Here is a 20,360-nt window from a genome sequence, read left to right as displayed (position 1 = left end):
GGGAGGCCTGCCGTCCGATGTGTGTCCTGGCGTCAGCTGCTGCGGGCGACGCGCAGGCTGCTCAGCGGGCCAGCCCGCTCACGACGGTCGCTGCCGGCACCGCGCGCGCAGCACGCCATCCGGTGCCCGCCCACAGGGCGACGACATCGGGCTTGTCCGCCTGGGCGGACGCACGCCGCAGCGGCACCGTGACGTGGTGGACCTCGGGGTAGGCCGCCGGCGCCTCCTCGTCGTGCCGGCGCACGAAGTCGGTCTCGAGGCACCGCCCCAGGCGCCCGGAGAAGGCGCGGGTGACCCGGGTGCTGCCGTGCGCCGCATCGGCGAGGGCACGCCGGTAGGCGAGGCCGGTGCCCGCCTCCGGGGTGAGCAGCAGCGCCGTGCCGACCTGCACGGCGTCGGCGCCCGCCCCGCGCACGGCATCGGCACGATGACGCGTCGTGATGCCGCCCGCCGCCATGATGACGACGTCGGCCCGACCGAGGTCCCAGGCCGTCTGGCGCACCCGCTCGACGACGGCGGCGAGGTCGGAGTCGTCCGGCACCGTGGTCGGGTCGAGGGTGCCCCGATGACCACCGGCCTCCACCCCCTGCACGCAGAGCCCGTCGACCCCGGCCGCGAGCGCGGCGCTGGCCTCGTCGACATCCGTCACGGTGACGACGCTCTCGATGCCGGCGCGGGCCAGCTCCCCGAGGACGGCTGCGGACGGCAGCCCGAAGGTGAAGGACACGGCCGTCACCCGCTCGCGCACGACGAGGTCGAGCTTGCGCTCCCAGTCGTCGGTGTCACCCGGGCGTGGCTCCCCCGGCTCGACCCCGAGCGCCGCGGCGTCCGGTGCCAGCGACGCCTGGTAGGCGGCAACCGCGGCGGCGCGGTCCGCACCCTGCAGACCTCCGGGCCGGACGGCATACACGTTGGCGGTGTCGGGGACGAAGAGGTTGACCCCGAAGGGCCGCGACGTGAGGTCCCAGACGCCTGCGACCTGGGCCGCGAGCTGCTCCGTGGTCAGGTAGCCACCGGCGAGGAAACCGAAGCCACCCGCCTCGCCGACGGCGGCGACGAGATCCGGGGTCGAGGCTCCGCCGGCCATCGGGGCCGCGACCACACCGGCGTCGATCGAGCGCAGGGTCATCCTGCGACGCTACTCCCGCCGGAGCCCCGCGTCAGCGGGGGCGCACGACCCGCTTCTCGTCCCAGACCGGCTCGGGCGACTCGTAGACCCGGCCGTCGGAGCCGAACACGAGGAAGCGGTCGAAGCCCCGGGCGAACCAGCGGTCGTGGGTGACGGCCATGACGGTGCCCTCGAAGCGGTCCAGCCCCTCCTCGAGCGCCTCGGCCGACTGGAGGTCGAGGTTGTCGGTCGGCTCGTCGAGCAGCAGCAGGGTCGCCCCCGACAGCTCGAGCAGCAGGATCTGGAAGCGGGCCTGCTGCCCACCCGAGAGCGACTCGAACGTCTGCTCACCCGACCGCGCCAGCTCGTAGCGGTCGAGGGCCCGGGCGGCCTCCTCGCGGGGCTTGCCGTCGCGGTGCTCATCGCCCCGGTGGAGGATCTCGAGGAGCGTGCGGCCGAGCAGCGTCGGGTGCTCATGGGTCTGGGCGAACCATCCGGGCCGCACACGCGAGCCGAGCCGGACGACGCCGGTGTGCTCGACGGGGGTCGGGCGCACGTCACCGACCGGCTGGTGCTCCCGCTCGGGGTCGGTGCCGCCCGACGCGAGCAGGCGCAGGAAGTGCGACTTGCCGGAGCCGTTGCTGCCGAGGATCGCGACGCGCTCGCCGTACCAGACCTCGAGGTCGAAGGGCTTCATGAGGCCGGTGAGCTCGAGCCCGGTCGCGACGATCGCCCGCTTGGCCGTGCGACCACCGGTGAGGCGCATCCTCACCGACTGCGTCATCGGCGTCTCCTCCGGCGGCCCGGCCTGCTCGAACTTCGCCAGCCGGGTCTGGGCCGCCTGGTAGCGCGAGGACATGCCGTCGTTGTACTTCGCCTTGACCTTGAGGGTCTGCACGAGCGTCTTGAGCTTGACGTGCTCCTCGTCCCAGCGGCGGCGCAGCTCCTCGAGCCGCGCGTTGCGGTCGTCGCGCGCCTGCGCGTAGGTCGAGAAGCGTCCGGGGTGCACCCAGAGCGTCGCGCCGGCAGCGCCCGGCTCGAGGGTCGCGATGCGCGTGGCCACCCGGTCGAGCAGCTCGCGGTCGTGGCTGATGAAGAGCACCGTCTTGGGGCTCGCGACGAGGGCCTCCTCGAGCCAGCGCTTCGTCGGCACGTCGAGGTAGTTGTCGGGCTCGTCGAGCAGCAGCACCTCCTCCGGCCCGCGGAGCAGCGCCTCGAGGACGAGCCGCTTCTGCTCACCGCCCGAGAGGGTCGTCACCGCGCGCCACTGGGCCGACTCGTAGGGGATGCCGAGCGCCGCCATCGTGCACTGGTCCCAGAGAGTCTCCTGCTCGTAGCCACCGGCCTCGCCCCACTCGACGAGGGCGTGGGCGTACGCCATCTGGTCGGCCTCGGAGTCGCGCTCCATCATGAGCAGCTCGGTGCGGTCGACCTCCTCGGCGGCCTCACGGATGCGCGCGGGCGCCACCGAGACGAGCAGGTCGCGCACCGTCGTGTCGTCGCGGACCTTGCCGATGAACTGCCGCATGACGCCCAGTCCGCCGGAGCGGGTCACCGCACCTTCGTGCGCGTCGAGGTCGCCGGCGATGATGCGCGTCAGCGTCGTCTTGCCGGTGCCGTTGGGACCGATGAGCGCCACCTTGGCGCCCTCACCCACCCGCACGGAGACGCCACCCAGCAGCGGTCTGCCGTCCGGCAGGCTGAAGGAGACGGAGTTGACGTCGACGTGGCCCACGAGGGTCAAGCCTGACGTATGCCGGGTGCACCCGTCACGCCGTTAACGCGCGCTCGCGACGGGGCTGGGGTCCACGGCGTCACGACCAGGTCCACGAGGCGAGGATCTCGTCGAGCTCGGTCATCGCGTGGTCGGCCTCCTGCTCGGCCGAGCTGAGGGTGAGCAGGTAGACCTTGCCGCCGCGGGTGAGGCCGTAGGAGCGCGCGACGACCTTGACGCCCTGTTGCTCGAAGGCGGTCTGGAAGCCCGTGGCGGTGGACCCGGCGACCTGCTTGTCGGGCGTCTCGGTGACGGTGCGACCGGCGGCGCCCATCTGCTCGCGGCCCTTGGCGATCTCGGCCTCGAGGGCGGCGTCGTCACCGGCCGACGTGAGCACGACGAGGTTGGTGCTGAAGCCCCCGACCTTGCGCGACGAGAGCAGGACCATGTCGAGGCCCTGCACGTCGCCGGCCCGGTCGGTCGCCTCGGCCCAGGCCTCCGGCGGCACGACCCCGAAGTCACCGGAGCGGGCGCGAACGACGTCGCTCTCGGAGGTCTCCGGTGCCGTGACGCCGGTCGACGGCGAGGTCGACGCGGCTGCGGGGGCCGTGGCAGCGGCGGTGGGCGCCGTGGTCGCTGCCGGGTCCTTCGAGCAGCCGGTGAGCACGAGGGCGACGGTGAGCACCGAGACCGCCGACCAGCGGGTCCGCGCGGAGGTCCGGGTGCGTGAGGGTCGGCGCCTCGACCGAGGACCCGGCTGGCGACGTCGGGACGATCGCTCAGGCATGGGAGGAGTCAATCACAGGCCCTGCGACCCGCCGACCACGCCGTTCGACGCCTCCACGCTCGCGACCTGGTTTGGGCCGTCGCGTCGCGACCGGGCGACGCGGGCGCGCTCGCCGAGCTCGTCGTCGGCCGGGTAGAGCACCTCCTCGAGACTGAGCCCGTGGGGCGGCATGACATGGATCTCGGGAGCCCGCACGGCGCGCTCCTGGAGCACCTGCGGCCAGGCCACCTCACGACGGCCCTCCCCCACCGGCACGACGGCCCCGACGAGGGAGCGCACCATCGAGTGGCAGAAGGCATCCGCCCGCACCGTCGCGGCAAGCACCCCGTCGTCGAGCCGCTGCCACGAGAACTCGAGCAGGGTCCGGGTCGTCGTCGCCCCCTCGCGGCGCTTGCAGAAGGCCGCGAAGTCGCGCAGGCCCACGAGGCCCCTCGCCGCCTCGTCCATGGCGGCCACGTCGAGCGGGCGGCGCCACCACACGGTGTCGCGTCGCCGGAGCGGGTCACGCGGGCCGTCGACCCCGACGAGGCGGTAGAGGTAGCGCCGCTCCAGCGCGGCGAAGCGCGCGTCGAAGGCACCCGGCGCCTCGGTCGCGCTCCGCACGACGACGTCGGTGGGCAGCACGCCGGCAAGGCGCGAGACGAGTGCGGCGGCCGGTGACCGGTCCGAGCGGCCCGGCACCGCCGCCCAGGCCGGCGCAGGCACGTCGAGGTGCACGACCTGACCGCGTGCGTGCACGCCCGCGTCGGTGCGTCCCGCCACCGTGAGGCGGGCCGGCTCCGGCAGCCGCAGGACGGTGGCCAGGGCCGCCGACAGCGTGCCCTCGACGGTGCGCAGCCCCGGCTGCTCCGCCCACCCCGAGAAGTCGGTCCCGTCGTAGGCGAGGTCGAGCCGCACGCGCAGCAGCGGGGAGCTCGTCTCACTCATGCCGCCGCAGCCTAACGCTCACCCCGTGGCCGACGAACTGCAGAGCAGTTCCTCGGCACTCACCCGCACAACAGAGCAGCCCGCCCCCAGGGGGACGGGCTGCTCTGTCGATGGTCGCTCAGGCTCAGGAGCCGGAGCCGGCCTTCGTGAAGCCGGCCTTCTCGGCGTCCTCGGCGGACGCGAACCAGAACTCGGCGATCGTCTGGTCGTACCACTGGCCGTCGGGCTCGTGGTACTTGCCCGAGTCGGCGTTGCCCTTGACGGTGTAGGCCTCGTCGGGCGACGAGCCGTCCTCGTTCGCGGCGACGGCGCCCTCGGGCAGGGGAGCGGCCTCGGTCGCCTCGGTCTCGTCCGTGGACTCGACCTTCTCGGCATCCTCGGCGGCCTTGGTCTCCGCAGCGGCGGCCTTGGCCTCCTCCTGCTTGGCGGCACGACGGGTCGCGCCCTCGGCCTCCTTGACCGTCGCCTTCTTGGCCGACAGCGGCTCGCGGACGAGCTCGATGACGACCATGGGGGCGTTGTCACCCTTGCGGGCGCCGATCTTCGTGATGCGGGTGTAGCCACCCTCGCGAGCCGCCATGTCGGGGGCGATCTCGGCAAACAGACGGTGGACGACACCCTTGTCACGCACGACGGTCATGACCCGACGACGAGCGTGCAGGTCGCCGCGCTTGGCGAAGGTGATGAGGCGCTCGGCGAGCGGACGAAGACGCTTGGCCTTCGCCTCGGTCGTCGTGATGCTGTCGTGCTCGAAGAGCGACGTCGCAAGGTTCGCGAGGATGAGCCGCTCGTGGGCGGGGCCGCCACCGACGCGGGGACCCTTGGTGGGGGTGGGCATTTCGTTTCTCCTAGAAGGTCTGACCTCGCCGCTGCTGGCATCAGGCTGCGTTCAGGCTGCGCAGTGCGACTGGGTCAACAAGCGGTCGGTCAGAGCTGCTCGTCCTCGAGCGACGCCACGTCGTCGAGGTCGGTGTCGTCGTAGTCGTAGTTGTCGACGAGAGCCGACGGGTCGAACCCGGGAGGGCTGTCCTTGAGGGCCAGACCCATGCCGACGAGCTTGGCCTTGACCTCGTCGATCGACTTCGCACCGAAGTTGCGGATGTCGAGCAGGTCGGCCTCGCTGCGGCTCACGAGCTCACCCACGGTGTGGATGCCCTCGCGCTTCAGGCAGTTGTAGGAACGAACCGTGAGGTCGAGGTCCTCGATCGGCAGCGCCAGGTCGGCGGCGAGCGCCGCGTCCGTCGGCGACGGGCCCATGTCGATGCCCTCGGCCTCGACGTTGAGCTCGCGCGCCAGACCGAAGAGCTCGACGAGCGTCTTGCCGGCCGAGGCCATGGCGTCACGCGGGGTCATCGAGTTCTTCGTCTCGACGTCGACGATGAGCTTGTCGAAGTCGGTGCGCTGCTCGACACGCGTCGCCTCGACCTTGTAGGTCACGGTGAGCACGGGCGAGTAGATCGAGTCGACCGGGATGCGGCCGATCTCCTGGTCACCGGACTTGTTCTGCTGCGCGGAGACGTAGCCACGGCCACGCTCGACGGTCAGCTCCATCTCGAGCTTGCCCTTGTCGTTCAGCGTCGCGATGTGCAGGTCGGGGTTGTGCACCTCGACACCAGCCGGAGGCGTGATGTCGGCAGCGGTGACGGCACCCGGGCCCTGCTTGCGCAGATACATGACGACCGGCTCGTCGTGCTCCGAAGAGACGACGAGGCCCTTGATGTTGAGGATCATCTCGGTGACGTCCTCCTTCACACCCGGCACGGTCGAGAACTCGTGGAGCACGCCGTCGATGCGGATGGAGGTGACCGCCGCGCCCGGGATGCTCGAGAGCAGGGTGCGACGGAGGGAGTTGCCGAGCGTGTAGCCGAAGCCGGGCTCGAGCGGCTCGATGGTGAAGCGGCTGCGGTTCTCGACCACGACCTCTTCGGAGAGCACGGGACGCTGTGCGATGAGCACTGTTCATTTCCTTCCCACGGGCGACCGCCATATGACGCCTCGTGAAACTGCCCGGTCGCGATCCGGGCGGGCCGGCTCGGCTCTGTCTGCGAGCCGACCCCACGCGCAAGCGGGGCGTATGCCGTCCGGCTGGGCCGGACGGCATACGCCGTCTTGCATCAGTTCTTCGAGTAGAGCTCGACGATGAGCTGCTCGGTGAGCTGGCTGTCGATCTGGGCGCGCACCGGGAGCTGGTGGATGAGCACCTGGAGCGAACCGGGGACGACCTGCATCCAGGCCGGGACGGGACGCTCGCCGAACGTCTGGCGAGCCAGCTCGAACGGGAAGGTCTCGACCGACTGCTTGCGGACCGTGATGATGTCGTACTGCTCGACGCGGTACGAGGGCACGTCGACGCGCACGCCGTTGACCTCGAAGTGACCGTGGGTCACGAGCTGACGGGCGTGACGACGCGTGCGGGCCAGGCCCGCGCGGTAGACGACGTTGTCGAGACGGGTCTCGAGGATCTGGAGCAGGTTCTCACCGGTCTTGCCGGGGCGGCGGGCCGCCTCCTTGTAGTACCGGACGAACTGCTTCTCCATGACGCCGTAGGTGAAGCGGGCGCGCTGCTTCTCCTGGAGCTGGGTGAGGTACTCCTTCTCCTGGATCCGGCGACGGCCGTGCTGGCCGGGCGGGAAGGGACGGAGCTCGAAGTTCTTGTCGCCGCCGACGAGGTCCATCTTGAGGCGGCGGGACTTCTTGGTGATCGGGCCGGTGTAACGAGCCATGTGTCTAGTTCTCTCTCTCGCTCAGGCCGGGATCAGACGCGACGGCGCTTGGGCGGGCGGACACCGTTGTGCGGCGTGGGCGTGACGTCGCTGATCGCGCCGACCTCCAGGCCGGTGGCGGTGAGCGAACGGATCGCCGTCTCGCGACCCGAGCCCGGGCCCTTCACGAAGACGTCGACCTTGCGCATGCCGTGCTCCATGGCGCGGCGGGCAGCAGCCTCGGCGGCCATCTGGGCAGCGAACGGGGTGGACTTGCGCGAGCCCTTGAAGCCGACCTGGCCGGCAGAGGCCCACGCGATCACAGCACCCGTGGGGTCCGTGATCGAGATGATGGTGTTGTTGAACGTGCTCTTGATGTGAGCGTGCCCGTGGGCAACGTTCTTCTTCTCCTTGCGACGAACCTTCGTCACACGAGCCTTGGGAGGCATTTTTCTCCTACGTCAGAACTGAATGTCGGTGAGACCTGATCGCGTCGCGATCAGCGTCACTTGGCCTTCTTCTTGCCGGCCACGGTGCGCTTCGGGCCCTTGCGGGTGCGCGCGTTGGTCTTCGTACGCTGACCGCGCACGGGGAGACCACGACGGTGACGGAGACCTTCGTAGGAGCCGATCTCGACCTTGCGGCGGATGTCGGCCTGCACCTCACGGCGAAGGTCACCCTCGAGGCGGTAGTTGCCCTCGAGGAAGTCACGAAGCGCAACGAGCTCGGTCTCACCGAGGTCCTTGACGCGGGTGTTGGGGTCGACGCCGGTCGCAACCAGCGCCTCCTTGGAACGGGTGCGACCGACACCGAAGATGTAGGTCAGTGCGACCTCGACGCGCTTGTCACGCGGAAGGTCGACTCCAACAAGACGAGCCATGTTGGTGGTTCTCCTGGATTCTGTTTCGCGGAGGTCTGGAACAGTCACCGATCCGGGTTCGTGGACCGCCGCTCAGAAGGGCGGTCCTCCGGTCCCCGGCCTCCGTGCCGGGGGTGACGTCCTGCGCCGACACGACGGTCGGTCATCAGGGGCCGGGTGCTGCTTTCATTCACTTGTGGCGTGCTGTCGAAGTTCTGTCGACGGCAAGGGTGGTGGGTCTGCTCAGCCCTGGCGCTGCTTGTGGCGCAGGTTCTCGCAGATCACCATGACCCGACCGTTGCGGCGGATCACCTTGCACTTGTCGCAGATCTTCTTGACGCTCGGCTGAACCTTCATCTGCCTGCTGTCTTCAGATCGCGCACCTGTCCACCACGGGCCGGGGCCCGGACGAGCAGGAGCTGGGTTTTGTCAGGAGGTGCTTTCCACGCATGCCGGTCCGCTCCGCGTGTGAGCGGGGCGAGCCGGCCTCGTGGTCAGCGGTAGCGGAAGACGATCCGACCGCGGGTCAGGTCATAGGGCGAGAGCTCCACCACGACCCGGTCCTCAGGGAGGATCCGGATGTAGTGCTGGCGCATCTTGCCCGAGATGTGTGCGAGCACCTTGTGACCGTTGGAGAGCTCCACCCGGAACATCGCGTTCGGGAGAGCCTCGACGATCGTGCCCTCGATCTCGATGACACCGTCCTTCTTGGCCATATCCTCCGTCAATCTGTTGGTGGCCGACCCGGAGTGGACCGGCCTTGGGGCGTGCCGTAGTTGCCCGTGCACGCACAGGCGTGAGCTGGGCGCCGCGGCACACGACACCCAACGCACAAGAATACGCCACCGAGGGCGCTTCCCTGAAATCGGGCCGGGCGCTATCGTGAGCGCCCGTCCCCGGGGGTCAGCGCTCGATCTCGGCGCGCCTCAGGTCGACGACCCGCTCGACGACGCCGTCGGGCAGCGGCTGGTCCACCGTGAAGCGGATCGTGCCCTTCGACAGGCTGTAGCCCTCGAGGTCTGCAGCGACCGCCTCGACCACAGCGGGGCTGAACGGGAAGAGCGAGAGGTGGCGCGCCGATGCCGTCACCCCGACGAGCGGCTTGCCCGCGAGCCGCAGCGCCGCCATGCCGTAGCTGCGCCCCTCCTCCGCGTCCGGCGCCGCGCGCCGGGCCGCGTCGACGACGTGCTGGAGCGCCTCCCGCTGCGGCGAGGCCAGTGACTCCAGGTATGCCGTGAGCTCACCCATGCACCGATCCTCCCACCCGCGCGCGCCCGGGTCACGACGGACGCGGGACTCCGCCGGACGGCATACTGGCTCGATGAGCGACACGGGCGACGACACGGTGCGGGCAGACGCGGTGCGGGAGGATCCGGTGCTGGCGCAGGCCGAGAGCCCCGAGGACTACCACGCGCGCATCCTCGCCGCAGCCGATGCCGACGGGCGCCTGCCGGTCGCGGTGGAGGAGATGCCGGGCTGGGACATCTTCCCCTACGAGGTCGACAGCCTCCGCCTCAAGCCGCTGCAGCCGCTCGCCGCCGAGGAGCCGGCCCGTCGCGGCGAGGACGCGCGCGACTGCTGGTGCGCGACGGGGTTCGGCCCCGACGACGGGACGACGGTGTGGTCCAACGCCCGCTGGCGCCTCGGGCTCGCCGACCAGACGGGCCTGCCGGTGCAGCTCGTCCTCTCGCCGCTCGAGCACCACGACCTGCCGAGCCTGCCGGCCGCCCTCGCCGCGGAGATGGGCCAGCTCGTCGTCTCGATCGCGGACGCCGTCGAGCACGTGCCGAGCGTCGGTCGGGTGCACGTCGCGAAGTACGGCGACGGCAGCGCCCACCTGCACGTGTTCTTCTTCGGCCGCCCCGCGCGGGTCCCGCAGTTCCGGGGCTCGCCGCTGCTCGACTGGGAGGAGAACCTCCCCCGCGTGCCGCTGCCCGTGCTCCAGGCCAACGCCCGCGTCGTCGCCGAGCGGCTGCTCGTGCACGTCGGCGGCCAGGCCGGATCCCTCGGCCACTGAGCACTCGACCGGGACTCCGCGTCGAGTGCTCACTTCCGCACGGGAGACCCTTCGTCGACAACTGGGCACTCGACCGGGACTCCCCCGTCGAGTGCTCACTTCCGCAGGGGACCCCCTCGTCGAGAACTGGGCACTCGACACAGAGGTCAGGTGGCCCAGCGCGTCGAGAGCCAGAGCGGGTCGTCGCCGGTCAGCGGCACCATCCGCCACGTGAGGTCGGCATCTCCCCCGCGCAGCCGGGCCTCGACCCGGAAGCGGTGGGGCGTCTCGATGGCGATGACCTCGGCGCGGAAGACGTCCTCGTCGACCCAACCGCCGCTGCTGACGACGGGCAGGGTCGCGCCGCCGGCGACGAGGGCCGACTCGACCCACGCCCCCGAGGCCACCGACACCCGCAGCCACTCCCCGCGCCGCTCGAGCCCGAGGACGTGGCCGCCCTCCTCGCGGGTCACCGAGACGGCGGTGTAGTCACCGGACAGGTCGGAGCCCGACGACCGGGTGAACTCGGCGTGGTCGGGCCCGAGGGCACCGCCCGCCATCGCCGGGATCTCGCGGCCGGCCAGCACCGCCGCGAGCTCGGCGTCGGCCTGCTCGGAGCCGGGACGGTCGACGGCAGGCACGACGTGCTCCCACAGGGCGTCGAGCGTCGCCTGCATGTCGGGCTGCTCGGAGGTGATGGCGACGACGACGTCGTGCTCGGGCAGCACCGCGAGGAACTGGCCGTAGGCGCCGTCGCCGCGGTAGCCGTGACGCTGCATCCAGAAGGAGTAGCCGTAGCCGCGAGCCCAGTCGGGCGGGGTGAGGGGGTCCTCGTTGTGCGGGCCGAAGGCGACCGTCGCCTCGGCCACCCACGACGGCGACAGCAGCTGGCGGCCCTCCCAGCGACCCCGGTCGAGGTAGAGCTGCGCGATCGACGCGATGCCCTCCGTCGTCAGGTGCGCGCCGCTGAAGCCGAGCTCACGACCGAGCGGGTCACGGTGCCACGGGATGTCGGGCAGGCCGAGCGGCGCCAGCAGCCGCGGCCGCAGCATCTCGGACACGCCCTGACCGGCCACCCGGCCGACGATGACAGACAGGAGGTAGGTCGCGACCTGGTTGTAGGCGAAGACGGTGCCCGGCTCGCGCGTCGGTGCCGTCGCGAAGACTCGCGGCACCCAGTCGTCCGGTGCGGCGTAGTCGGTGCCGGCGCTGCGGTCGAACACCCTCGCCCACGCGTCGTCCTCGTGCCCCACGGTCATCGAGAGGCAGTGCTTGACCCGTACGTCGTGCCATCCCGAGGGCACCGAGCCGCGGTCGATCTCGGGGAAGTGGTCGAGCACCCGGTCCTCGAGCGAGAGCCGACCCTCCTGCACGAGGAACGCGACGGCCGTGGCCGTCACCGTCTTGGAGAGGGAGTAGGCGAGGTGGACCCGCTCGGCGGTATACGGCCGCCACCACCCCTGCGCGATGACCTGGCCGTGGCGGGCCACGATGAGGCTGTGGAGGCCGAGGCCGCCGCGCTCGGCGGCCTCGACGAAGGCGAGCAGCCCGAAGGCGTCGACGCCCTGGGCGCTGGGGGTGCTACGGGGAAGCGTCACAGCGCGAGGCTACGCGCCGCGCCCGACAGTCCGGGCGCTACGCCCCTGGTGACCTCGAGCGAACGCTCAGCCCAGCGGGGCGTATGCCGCGCCGTGGGCTGCCAGCGCCGCCTCGCCGCCGTCGATGGCCGTGAGGATCCACAGGCCCGCGTCGCGCACGGCCACCGAGTGCTCCCAGTGGGCGGCGCGGGTGGCGTCGGCGGTCACGACGGTCCAGTCGTCGGCAAGCACCGTCGTCTCGGTCGTGCCGAGGGTGACCATCGGCTCGATCGCCCCGGTGAAGCCGTTGACGAGCTTGGGGCCGGCGTCGCGGACGGCGTAGTTCGGGATCTGCGGATCCATGTGCATCTGCGTGCCGATGCCGTGACCGACGTAGTCCTCGATGATCCCGTAGACCCGACCGTCGCGCTGCGCCGCAGCTTCGATGCTCGCCTCGACCGCATCGCCCACCGCGTAGAGACGGTCGCCGACGCGCATGGCGGCGATGCCGGCATACAGGCTGGCCTCGGTGGCGGCGATGAGGGCGAGGTCCTCGGGTCGTCCGGCCTCGGGGCCGCCGACGACGGCGGTGAAGGCCGCGTCGCCGTTCCAGCCCGCGACCTCGGCGCCGCAGTCGACCGAGACGACGTCACCCTCGCGCAGCACCCGGCTGCCGGGGATGCCGTGCACGACCTCCTCGTTGACGCTCGTGCAGAGCGTGTGGCTGTAGCCGGGGACGAGCTGGAAGTTGGGGACGCCGCCGTGGCTGCGGATGAAGTCCTCGGCGAGGCGGTCGAGCTCGAGCGTGGTCACGCCCGGCCGCACCTCGGCGGCGAGCATCTCGAGGGTGCGCCCGACGAGCAGCCCCGCCTCGCGCATGAGGAGGAGCTGCTCGTCGGTGCGACCCTGGAGCTTGGTGCGGCGTCCGAACACGGTGTGGGCGCTCAGGGGCTCGGGTGGGCCGGCAGGGCCTCGACGAGCCGGTCGGTCACCTTGTCGAGCTCGCCCATCCCGTCGACGCGGACGAGCAGGCCGACCTCGTCGTAGTGGTGGCTGAGGGGCGCGGTCTCGCGGTAGTAGATCGCCTGGCGCTCGCGGATGACGTCCTCGGTGTCGTCGGAGCGACCCTCGGTCTCGGCCCGCTTGAGGAGGCGCTCGACGATGGCGTCGTCGTCGACCTCGAGCGCGAGGACGGCGTCGAGCCGGTGGCCGTGGCGCGCGAGCATCTCGTCGAGCGCCTCGACCTGACCTGCGGTGCGCGGGTAGCCGTCGAGGAGGAAGCCGCCGGCTGCGTCGGGCCAGTCGAGCCGGTCCTCGACGATCTCGTTCGTCACTTCGTCGGGGACGTAGCCGCCCGAGGCGAGGATGTCCTTGACCTTGAGACCCAGCTCGGTCTCGTCCTTGATGTTGGACCGGAAGATGTCGCCGGTCGAGATGGCCGGGATGGAGAGGCGCTCGGCGAGGCGGGCGGCCTGGGTGCCCTTACCGGCACCGGGCGGGCCGAGGATGATCAGTCGCATTTAACGGAGGAACCCTTCGTAATGACGCTGCTGGAGCTGCGCCTCGATCTGCTTGACCGTCTCGAGACCCACACCGACGATGATGAGGATCGAGGTGCCACCGAACGGGAAGTTCTGGTTGGCTCCGACGAGCACGAGTGCCACGAGCGGGATGAGCGAGATGATGGCGAGGTAGATGGCACCCGGCACGGTGATTCGGGTCAGGACGTAGTTGAGGTACTCGGCCGTGGGTCGCCCGGCGCGGATACCTGGGATGAAGCCGCCGTACTTCTTCATGTTGTCGGCGACCTCGGTCGGGTTGAACGTGATCGAGACGTAGAAGAACGTGAAGAAGAGGATGAGCGCGACGTAGATCGCCATGTAGATCGGGTGGTCACCACGCACGAGGTTCTGCTGCACCCACGTGACCCAGCCCGGGTTGTTGCCGTCGGCGCGCGTGTTGAACTGCGCGATGAGGCCCGGCAGGGCGAGCAGGGAGCTCGCGAAGATGACGGGGATGACGCCGGCCATGTTGACCTTGAGCGGGATGTAGGTCGAGGTGCCGCCGTACATGCGGCGACCGACCATGCGCTTGGCGTACTGCACGGGGATGCGGCGCTGAGACTGCTCGACGAAGACCACAGCAGCGATGACGAAGATGCCGAGCAGCACGATGCCGAGGAAGGTGCCCCAGCCCTTGTTCTCCTTGATCGCCCAGAGGGAGGCCGGGAAGCCGGCCGCGATCGAGGTGAAGATGAGCAGCGACATGCCGTTGCCGACACCCTTGTCGGTGATGAGCTCGCCGAACCACATGATGAGGCCGGTGCCGGCCGTCATCGTGAGGACCATGATGAGGATGGTCACCATCGAGTCGTCGGGCATGATCGTCGGGCAGCTGCCGCCGAAGAGGCTGGAGGGGTTGCGCGCGAAGGTGACGAGGGTCGCCGACTGGAGCACGGCGAGGCCGATCGTCAGGTAGCGGGTGTACTGCGTCAGCTTCGACTGGCCGGACTGGCCCTCTTCCTTGAGGGCCTCGAAGCGCGGGATGACGACGGTGAGCAGCTGGATGATGATGCTCGCCGTGATGTACGGCATGATCCCGAGCGCGAAGACCGACAGCTGCAGCAGCGCGCCACCACTGAAGAGGTTGGCGAGGTTGAGGAACCCGCTCTGGTCACTGCCACCGGCGGCCTGGCCAGCCTTGAGACAGTCCTGCACCAGCGTGTAGCTGATGCCCGGGGTCGGCACGTGCGAACCGAGCCGGAAGAGCGCGATGATGCCGAGCGTGAAGAGCAGCTTCTTGCGCAGGTCCGGGGTGCGGAACGCGCGGACGAAGGCGGCGAGCACTGGGTCCTCCTGGGGCCGCACGGGTGGCGCGGCGTTGGTCAAGCAATCCGTGGAAGGGTAACGCAAAGACGCAGCGCCCCGAGCATCCCGGTCCGGTGGCCGACGTCACGTCGGCCCTCGGAGCGGGCGCCCGGGGCGCTGCTCACACGAGGTGTGGGGTGGTCACGAGGACCGGTTCATGCAGCGACCCGGGTCAGGCGTCGAGCGCCGTGACCGTGCCGCCGGCGGCCTCGATCTTCTCCTTGGCGGAGGCGGAGAACTTGTGGGCCTCCACCTCGACCTTGACGGAGATGTCGCCGGTGCCGAGCACCTTGACCGGGAAGCCGTCGCGGACGGCACCCTTCTCGATGAGGTCTGCGACCGAGACCTGCCCGCCCTCGGGGAAGAGGACCTGCAGGCGGTCGAGGTTGACGACCTGGTACTCGGTGCGGAACGGGTTCTTGAACCCACGCAGCTTCGGCAGGCGCATGTGGAGCGGCATGGAGCCACCCTCGAAGCGCTCGGGAACCTGGTAGCGGGCCTTGGTGCCCTTGGTGCCACGACCGGCGGTCTTGCCCTTGGAGCCCTCGCCTCGACCCACGCGGGTCTTGGCGGTCTTGGCTCCGGGGGCCGGACGCAGGTGGTGGACCTTGAGGGCGGACTCGCTCTGGGCGTTGGGCTTCTTGTCAGCCATGGTCAGTCAACCTCCTCGACGGTCACGAGGTGCGTCACCGTCTTGACCATCCCGCGGATCTCGGGACGGTCCTCCTTGACGACGACGTCGCCAATGCGCTTCAGACCGAGGCTGCGCAGCGTGTCACGCTGGTTCTGCTTGCCACCGATCTCGGATCGGGTCTGGGTCACCTTGAGACGAGCCATCACGCACCTGCCTTCTCGGCGGCCTTGGCCTCGGCGAGACCGGCAGCGCGGGCGCGGAGCATGGCGGCCGGAGCCACCTCCTCGAGGGTCTTGCCGCGACGTGCGGCGACCGACTCGGGGCGCTCGAGCTCACGCAGGGCCTGAGCCGTGGCGTGCACGATGTTGATGGCGTTGTCGGAGCCCAGCGACTTGCTGAGGACGTCGTGGATGCCGGCGCACTCGAGCACCGCACGCACCGGACCACCGGCGATGACACCGGTACCGGGAGCGGCGGGACGGAGCATGACGACACCGGCGGCGGCCTCACCCTGGACGGGGTGCGGGATGGTGCCCTGGATGCGCGGGACCTTGAAGAAGTTCTTCTTGGCCTCCTCGACACCCTTGGCGATCGCCGCGGGGACTTCCTTGGCCTTGCCGTAGCCGACACCGACGGTGCCGTCACCGTCACCGACGACGACGAGAGCGGTGAAGCTGAAGCGACGACCACCCTTGACGACCTTGGCGACGCGGTTGATCGTCACGACGCGCTCGACGTACTGGTTCTTCTCGGCGTCACGACCGTCACGGTTGTCGCGGCCACCGCGGTTGTCACGGCGGTCGCCACGCTCGGTGCGCTCGCCGCCACCGGCGGGGCCGGTGCCTCGACGCTGCTGTCCGGGCATCAGATGTTCCTCATCTCAACAATTGCGTTCACGAAGTGCTTGGTCACAGGGACAGCCCACCTTCACGGGCGCCCTCGGCGATGGCCGCGACCCGGCCGTGGTACTTGTTGCCACCACGGTCGAACACGACGGACTCGACACCGGCGTCCTTGGCCCGAGCGGCGACGAGCTCGCCGACGCGCTTGGCCTTGGCCGTCTTGTCACCGTCGAACGCACGCAGGTCGGCCTCCATCGTCGAGGCGGACGCCACGGTCTTGCCGACCGTGTCGTCGACGACCTGGACGAAGAGGTGCCGGCTCGATCGGGACACGACGAGGCGAGGACGGGCCGGGGTGCCGGCGATCTTCTTGCGACCGCGCACCTGGCGACGGATGCGGGCGGCAGCCTTGCTCTTGCCGCGCTTGATGATCATTGCCATGGCTTACTTACCGGCCTTTCCAACCTTGCGACGGATCTGCTCGCCCGCGTAGCGAACACCCTTGCCCTTGTACGGGTCGGGCTTGCGCAGCTTGCGGATGTTGGCCGCGACCTCGCCGACCAGCTGCTTGTCGATGCCCTGCACCGAGAAGCGGGTCGGGTTCTCGACGGCAAAGCTGATGCCCTCGGGAGCCTCGATGGTGATGGGGTGGGAGTACCCGAGCGAGAACTCGAGGTTGCTGCCCTTCGCGGCGACACGGTAACCCGTGCCGTGGATCTCCATCTTCTTCTCGTAGCCCTCGGTGACCCCGAGGACCATGTTGTTGATGAGGGAGCGGGTCAGGCCGTGACGCGAGCGCGAGTCGCGCTCGTCGTCGGCACGCTTGACCTCGAGGTTGCCCTCGGCCACCTCGACGGTGATGGGGTTCGGGATGGTGAGCGAGAGCTCGCCCTTGGGACCCTTGACGCTGACGTCCTGGCCCTCGACCTTGACGTCCACACCCGACGGGATGGAGACCGGAAGTCGTCCGATTCGCGACATGTCAGTCTCTCCTTACCAGACGTAGGCGAGGACTTCCCCACCCACGCCCTTCTCGTGTGCCTGGCGGTCGGTCAGCAGACCGTTCGACGTCGACAGGATCGCGACGCCGAGGCCACCGAGAACCCGGGGAAGGTTCGTCGACTTGGCGTAGACGCGCAGACCCGGCTTGCTGACGCGGCGGACTCCGGCGATGGAGCGCTCGCGGTTGGGGCCGTACTTGAGGTCGATGGTCAGGGTCTGGCCGACCTCGGCCTCCTCGATCTTCCAGCCGGCGATGTAGCCCTCGGCCTGGAGGATCTCGGCGATGTTCTTCTTGAGCTTGGAGTACGGCATGGAGACAACGTCGTGGTGCGCCGAGTTGGCGTTCCGGACGCGGGTCAGCATGTCCGCAATCGGGTCAGTCATGGTCATGTGGGCTCTCCGCCCTTCCTCACCGGGGTTTCGACCTTCGGTTGCTGCGTGCAGCTCCCGCTCGGCGTATGCCGCGTGGCCGACCTACGGTGTCAGAGGTTTGCTTGGTCTGGGGTTTGGTGTCCGGCGGTGCCGGTCACCACGAGCTCTTGGTCACGCCCGGCAGCTGGCCCGCGTGAGCCATCTCGCGAAGGCAGATGCGGCAGAGGCCGAACTTGCGGTACACCGAGTGCGGACGACCGCACTTCTGGCAGCGGGTGTACGCACGGACCTTGAACTTCGGCTTCCGGTTCGCCTTGTTGACCAGTGCGGTCTTGGCCATGTCAGTTCTCCTTGAAGGGGAAGCCGAGCTGCTTGAGCAGCGCGCGACCCTCGTCATCGTTGGTCGCCGTGGTGACCACGGTGATGTCCATCCCACGGACCCGGTCGATGCGGTCCTGGTCGATCTCGTGGAACATCGACTGCTCCGTGAGACCGAAGGTGTAGTTGCCGTTGCCGTCGAACTGCTTCGGCGACAGGCCGCGGAAGTCACGGATGCGCGGGAGGGCGATCGTCACGAGACGGTCGAGGAACTCCCACATGCGGTCGCCGCGCAGCGTCGTGTGCGCGCCGATCGGCATGCCCTCGCGGAGCTTGAACTGCGCGATGGACTTGCGGGCCTTCGTCACGACCGGCTTCTGGCCGGTGATGGCGGTGAGGTCGCGGACGGCACCCTCGATGAGCTTGCTGTCCTTGGCGGCGTCGCCGACACCCATGTTGACGACGACCTTGACGACGCCGGGAACCTGCATGACGTTGGCGTAGGCGAACTGCTCGAGGAGCGCGCCCTTGATCTCGTCCTGGTAGCGCTGCTGGAGGCGCGGCTTCGCGGCAGCGGACTCAGTCACAGTGTTTGTCATTATCAGAGGTCCTTGTCCGACTTCACGGCGACCCGGACGCGAGCCGCCTTCGTGCGACCGTTCCGCTCCACCGTCTCGACGCGCGTCTTGATGCGCGTCGGCTTCTTCGACTCGGGGTCGACGATCGCCACGTTGCTCACGTGGATCGCGGCCTCGGTGTGCACGAGGCCACCGGTGCGCGTGCCGCGAGCGGTCGCGCCGGCCTTGACGTGCTTGGTGACGCGGTTGATGCCCTCGACCAGCACGCGCTGGGTCTCCGGGTACACCGCGATGACCTTGCCCTGCTTGCCCCGGTCGCCGCCGTTCTTCTGGCTGCGGCCGGAGATGACCTGGACGAGGTCACCCTTCTTGATCTTCATCTTGGCGTTCGCCATGTTCACAGCACCTCCGGGGCCAGCGAGATGATCTTCATGAACTTCTTCTCGCGCAGCTCGCGGCCGACCGGGCCGAAGATGCGGGTGCCACGGGGGTCCCCGTCGCCCTTGAGGATCACGGCGGCGTTCTCGTCGAACTTGATGTAGGACCCGTCGGCGCGGCGGCGCTCCTTGACGGTGCGAACGATGACGGCCTTGACGACGTCACCCTTCTTCACGTTGCCGCCCGGGATCGCGTCCTTGACGGTGGCGACGATGGTGTCGCCGATGCCGGCGTACCGACGGCCCGAACCGCCGAGAACACGGATGCAAAGGAGTTCCTTGGCACCGGTGTTGTCGGCGACGCGCAGTCGCGACTCCTGCTGAATCACTGTCTAACTCCTGTCGTCGTGCTGGTTCTCACGAGGAATCCGCGCTCAGCGCGCCTTCCTCGTGAGCCTTGCCGAACTGGATGGGGTGTGGTCGTGGTGCGAGCCGGACGGCATACGAGCACGTATGCCGCGGGGCCCGCTCCCCCAGCCACGCGGGCTTGTCGGGGGGGCAGTCGGGGGGCTGGCCCGCCAGGGCCGAACCCCCCGACCGGTTACTTGGCCTTCTCGAGGATCTCGACGACGCGCCAGTGCTTCGTCGCGGAGAGCGGACGCGTCTCCATGATGAGCACGCGGTCGCCGACGCCGGCGGTGTTCAGCTCGTCGTGGGCCTTGACCTTGCTCGTGCGACGGATGACCTTGCCGTAGAGGGCGTGCTTGACGCGGTCCTCGACCTCGACGACGACGGTCTTGTCCATCTTGTCGCTCACCACGTAACCCTGGCGGGTCTTGCGGTAGTTGCGGTCGCTGGTCTTGGTCTCGGTGGCCGAAGCGGCCTTGTCCTGCTCGCTCACGCGTCAGCCTCCTTGTCAGCCTTGTCAGCCTTGTCAGCCTTGTCGGCCTTCTTGGCCTTCTTCTCGGCCTTGTCAGCCTTGTCCTCGGCCTTGTCGGCCTTCTTGGCCTTCTTGTCGGCCTTGGTGTCCGTCACCACGGGCTCGGGCTCGGGCACGGGGGCCGAGCCGATGCCGAGCTCGCGCTCACGCATCTCCGTGTAGATCCGGGCGATGTCGCGCTTGACGGCGCGGAGACGACCATGGTTGTCCAGCTGGCCGGTGGCCGACTGGAAACGGAGGTTGAACAGCTCCTCCTTGGCCTTCTTCAGCTCGTCGGCCAGCTTGGTGTCGTCGAGACCACGCAGCTGGTTGGAAGCCAGGTCCTTGGTTCCGACTGCCATCAGATGTCACCACCCTCACGCTGGATGAACCGGCACTTCATGGGGAGCTTGTGCATCGCGAGACGCATGGCCTCACGAGCCACCGGCTCGGACACGCCCGACAGCTCGAACATGACGCGGCCCGGCTTGACGTTGGCGATCCACCACTCGGGCGAACCCTTACCGGAACCCATGCGGGTCTCGGCGGGCTTCTTCGTGAGCGGACGGTCCGGGTAGATGTTGATCCAGACCTTTCCGCCACGCTTGATGTAGCGGGTCATCGCGATACGAGCGGACTCGATCTGGCGGTTGGTGACGTAGGCGGGCTCGAGAGCCTGGATGCCGTACTCACCGAAGGCGATCGTCGTGCCACCCTTGGCCGCACCGTGGCGGTTGGGGTGGTGCTGCTTGCGGTGCTTGACTCGGCGGGGAATCAACAT

At 69.5% G+C, this 20,360-nt stretch carries 30 protein-coding genes; 1 reads left to right on the top strand and 29 read right to left on the bottom strand.

Features of this window, described 5'->3' with window-relative positions:
* Nucleotides 1-61: 61 nt before the first annotated feature.
* From FBY41_RS10645 to FBY41_RS10590, 12 genes are all read right to left on the bottom strand, one after another.
* Nucleotides 62-1,129 (bottom strand): NAD(P)H-dependent flavin oxidoreductase, encoded by a 1,068-nt coding sequence (locus tag FBY41_RS10645; protein ID WP_141844217.1) that lies wholly within the window; start codon nt 1,127-1,129, stop codon nt 62-64.
* A 31-nt stretch (nt 1,130-1,160) separates the two neighbouring features.
* Nucleotides 1,161-2,843, bottom strand: coding sequence for an ABC-F family ATP-binding cassette domain-containing protein (locus FBY41_RS10640; RefSeq protein ID WP_141845064.1), 1,683 nt, complete (start codon nt 2,841-2,843; stop codon nt 1,161-1,163).
* A gap of 79 nt (nt 2,844-2,922) precedes the next feature.
* Nucleotides 2,923-3,609, bottom strand: coding sequence for a hypothetical protein (locus FBY41_RS10635; RefSeq protein ID WP_260439688.1), 687 nt, complete (start codon nt 3,607-3,609; stop codon nt 2,923-2,925).
* A 12-nt stretch (nt 3,610-3,621) separates the two neighbouring features.
* Nucleotides 3,622-4,536: a tRNA pseudouridine synthase A gene (locus FBY41_RS10630; RefSeq protein WP_141844215.1), complete on the bottom strand. Its 915-nt coding sequence runs from the start codon at nt 4,534-4,536 to the stop codon at nt 3,622-3,624.
* 124 nt (nt 4,537-4,660) lie between these two features.
* Nucleotides 4,661-5,374 (bottom strand): 50S ribosomal protein L17, sunset domain variant, encoded by a 714-nt coding sequence (gene rplQ, locus FBY41_RS10625; RefSeq protein ID WP_141844213.1) that lies wholly within the window; start codon nt 5,372-5,374, stop codon nt 4,661-4,663.
* An 89-nt stretch (nt 5,375-5,463) separates the two neighbouring features.
* The gene (locus FBY41_RS10620; protein ID WP_141823453.1) at nt 5,464-6,492 is read right to left on the bottom strand and encodes a DNA-directed RNA polymerase subunit alpha; all 1,029 of its coding nucleotides are present in this window, start codon (nt 6,490-6,492) and stop codon (nt 5,464-5,466) included.
* Nucleotides 6,493-6,650: 158 nt separating this feature from the next.
* A complete protein-coding gene (gene rpsD / locus FBY41_RS10615; protein ID WP_141844210.1) occupies nt 6,651-7,259 on the bottom strand; it encodes a 30S ribosomal protein S4 in 609 nt (202 codons plus the stop codon).
* A 32-nt stretch (nt 7,260-7,291) separates the two neighbouring features.
* Entirely contained in the window at nt 7,292-7,687 is a 396-nt protein-coding gene (rpsK, locus tag FBY41_RS10610; protein ID WP_020143208.1) for a 30S ribosomal protein S11, read from the bottom strand.
* Nucleotides 7,688-7,743: 56 nt separating this feature from the next.
* Nucleotides 7,744-8,118, bottom strand: a complete 375-nt coding sequence (gene rpsM / locus FBY41_RS10605) for a 30S ribosomal protein S13 (protein WP_141823451.1) — start codon at nt 8,116-8,118, stop codon at nt 7,744-7,746.
* A 222-nt stretch (nt 8,119-8,340) separates the two neighbouring features.
* The gene (gene rpmJ, locus FBY41_RS10600) at nt 8,341-8,454 is read right to left on the bottom strand and encodes a 50S ribosomal protein L36 (RefSeq protein ID WP_006592630.1); all 114 of its coding nucleotides are present in this window, start codon (nt 8,452-8,454) and stop codon (nt 8,341-8,343) included.
* Between the two features lie 137 nt (nt 8,455-8,591).
* Nucleotides 8,592-8,813, bottom strand: coding sequence for a translation initiation factor IF-1 (infA, locus tag FBY41_RS10595; protein ID WP_013493543.1), 222 nt, complete (start codon nt 8,811-8,813; stop codon nt 8,592-8,594).
* A gap of 187 nt (nt 8,814-9,000) precedes the next feature.
* A complete protein-coding gene (locus FBY41_RS10590) occupies nt 9,001-9,345 on the bottom strand; it encodes an iron chaperone (RefSeq protein WP_141844208.1) in 345 nt (114 codons plus the stop codon).
* A 73-nt stretch (nt 9,346-9,418) separates the two neighbouring features.
* Here FBY41_RS10590 and FBY41_RS10585 point away from each other — a divergent pair, with 73 nt between their 5' ends.
* The gene (locus FBY41_RS10585; RefSeq protein WP_260439687.1) at nt 9,419-10,114 is read left to right on the top strand and encodes a hypothetical protein; all 696 of its coding nucleotides are present in this window, start codon (nt 9,419-9,421) and stop codon (nt 10,112-10,114) included.
* A 146-nt stretch (nt 10,115-10,260) separates the two neighbouring features.
* Here the strand turns inward: FBY41_RS10585 and FBY41_RS10580 are convergent, their stop codons facing one another.
* From FBY41_RS10580 to rplP, 17 genes are all read right to left on the bottom strand, one after another.
* On the bottom strand, nt 10,261-11,691 hold the full coding sequence (locus FBY41_RS10580) for a serine hydrolase domain-containing protein (protein ID WP_141844206.1): 1,431 nt from the start codon (nt 11,689-11,691) through the stop codon (nt 10,261-10,263).
* Between the two features lie 66 nt (nt 11,692-11,757).
* Nucleotides 11,758-12,603 (bottom strand): type I methionyl aminopeptidase, encoded by an 846-nt coding sequence (map, locus tag FBY41_RS10575; RefSeq protein ID WP_141844204.1) that lies wholly within the window; start codon nt 12,601-12,603, stop codon nt 11,758-11,760.
* Nucleotides 12,604-12,614: 11 nt separating this feature from the next.
* Nucleotides 12,615-13,190, bottom strand: a complete 576-nt coding sequence (locus FBY41_RS10570; protein ID WP_141844202.1) for an adenylate kinase — start codon at nt 13,188-13,190, stop codon at nt 12,615-12,617.
* Nucleotides 13,191-14,516, bottom strand: a complete 1,326-nt coding sequence (gene secY, locus FBY41_RS10565; RefSeq protein ID WP_141845061.1) for a preprotein translocase subunit SecY — start codon at nt 14,514-14,516, stop codon at nt 13,191-13,193.
* 193 nt (nt 14,517-14,709) lie between these two features.
* Nucleotides 14,710-15,189, bottom strand: a complete 480-nt coding sequence (rplO, locus tag FBY41_RS10560) for a 50S ribosomal protein L15 (RefSeq protein ID WP_141844200.1) — start codon at nt 15,187-15,189, stop codon at nt 14,710-14,712.
* 2 nt (nt 15,190-15,191) lie between these two features.
* Nucleotides 15,192-15,374 carry a 50S ribosomal protein L30 gene (gene rpmD, locus FBY41_RS10555; protein ID WP_045191891.1) on the bottom strand — a complete coding sequence of 61 codons (183 nt, stop codon included), beginning with the start codon at nt 15,372-15,374 and terminating at the stop codon, nt 15,192-15,194.
* Entirely contained in the window at nt 15,374-16,036 is a 663-nt protein-coding gene (gene rpsE, locus FBY41_RS10550) for a 30S ribosomal protein S5 (RefSeq protein ID WP_141844197.1), read from the bottom strand. Before rpsE ends, rpmD begins: the two co-directional genes overlap by 1 nt.
* Nucleotides 16,037-16,079: 43 nt before the next feature.
* Nucleotides 16,080-16,454, bottom strand: coding sequence for a 50S ribosomal protein L18 (gene rplR / locus FBY41_RS10545; protein ID WP_141844194.1), 375 nt, complete (start codon nt 16,452-16,454; stop codon nt 16,080-16,082).
* Between the two features lie 3 nt (nt 16,455-16,457).
* A complete protein-coding gene (gene rplF, locus FBY41_RS10540; RefSeq protein WP_141844192.1) occupies nt 16,458-16,994 on the bottom strand; it encodes a 50S ribosomal protein L6 in 537 nt (178 codons plus the stop codon).
* 12 nt (nt 16,995-17,006) lie between these two features.
* On the bottom strand, nt 17,007-17,405 hold the full coding sequence (gene rpsH / locus FBY41_RS10535) for a 30S ribosomal protein S8 (RefSeq protein ID WP_141844190.1): 399 nt from the start codon (nt 17,403-17,405) through the stop codon (nt 17,007-17,009).
* A gap of 136 nt (nt 17,406-17,541) precedes the next feature.
* A complete protein-coding gene (locus FBY41_RS10530; protein ID WP_141823441.1) occupies nt 17,542-17,727 on the bottom strand; it encodes a type Z 30S ribosomal protein S14 in 186 nt (61 codons plus the stop codon).
* Nucleotide 17,728: 1 nt separating this feature from the next.
* Nucleotides 17,729-18,304 carry a 50S ribosomal protein L5 gene (gene rplE, locus FBY41_RS10525; protein WP_141844188.1) on the bottom strand — a complete coding sequence of 192 codons (576 nt, stop codon included), beginning with the start codon at nt 18,302-18,304 and terminating at the stop codon, nt 17,729-17,731.
* A 2-nt stretch (nt 18,305-18,306) separates the two neighbouring features.
* The gene (gene rplX, locus FBY41_RS10520; RefSeq protein WP_221629254.1) at nt 18,307-18,678 is read right to left on the bottom strand and encodes a 50S ribosomal protein L24; all 372 of its coding nucleotides are present in this window, start codon (nt 18,676-18,678) and stop codon (nt 18,307-18,309) included.
* Between the two features lie 2 nt (nt 18,679-18,680).
* Nucleotides 18,681-19,049, bottom strand: a complete 369-nt coding sequence (gene rplN / locus FBY41_RS10515) for a 50S ribosomal protein L14 (RefSeq protein WP_034715247.1) — start codon at nt 19,047-19,049, stop codon at nt 18,681-18,683.
* A gap of 212 nt (nt 19,050-19,261) precedes the next feature.
* On the bottom strand, nt 19,262-19,561 hold the full coding sequence (gene rpsQ, locus FBY41_RS10510; RefSeq protein ID WP_141844186.1) for a 30S ribosomal protein S17: 300 nt from the start codon (nt 19,559-19,561) through the stop codon (nt 19,262-19,264).
* A complete protein-coding gene (rpmC, locus tag FBY41_RS10505; protein ID WP_141844183.1) occupies nt 19,558-19,941 on the bottom strand; it encodes a 50S ribosomal protein L29 in 384 nt (127 codons plus the stop codon). Before rpmC ends, rpsQ begins: the two co-directional genes overlap by 4 nt.
* A complete protein-coding gene (gene rplP / locus FBY41_RS10500; protein WP_141823437.1) occupies nt 19,941-20,360 on the bottom strand; it encodes a 50S ribosomal protein L16 in 420 nt (139 codons plus the stop codon). Before rplP ends, rpmC begins: the two co-directional genes overlap by 1 nt.

It is taken from the genome of Humibacillus xanthopallidus (assembly GCF_006716675.1).
GTDB lineage: Bacteria > Actinomycetota > Actinomycetes > Actinomycetales > Dermatophilaceae > Humibacillus > Humibacillus xanthopallidus_B.
This window is presented reverse-complemented; position numbering and strand designations above follow the sequence as displayed.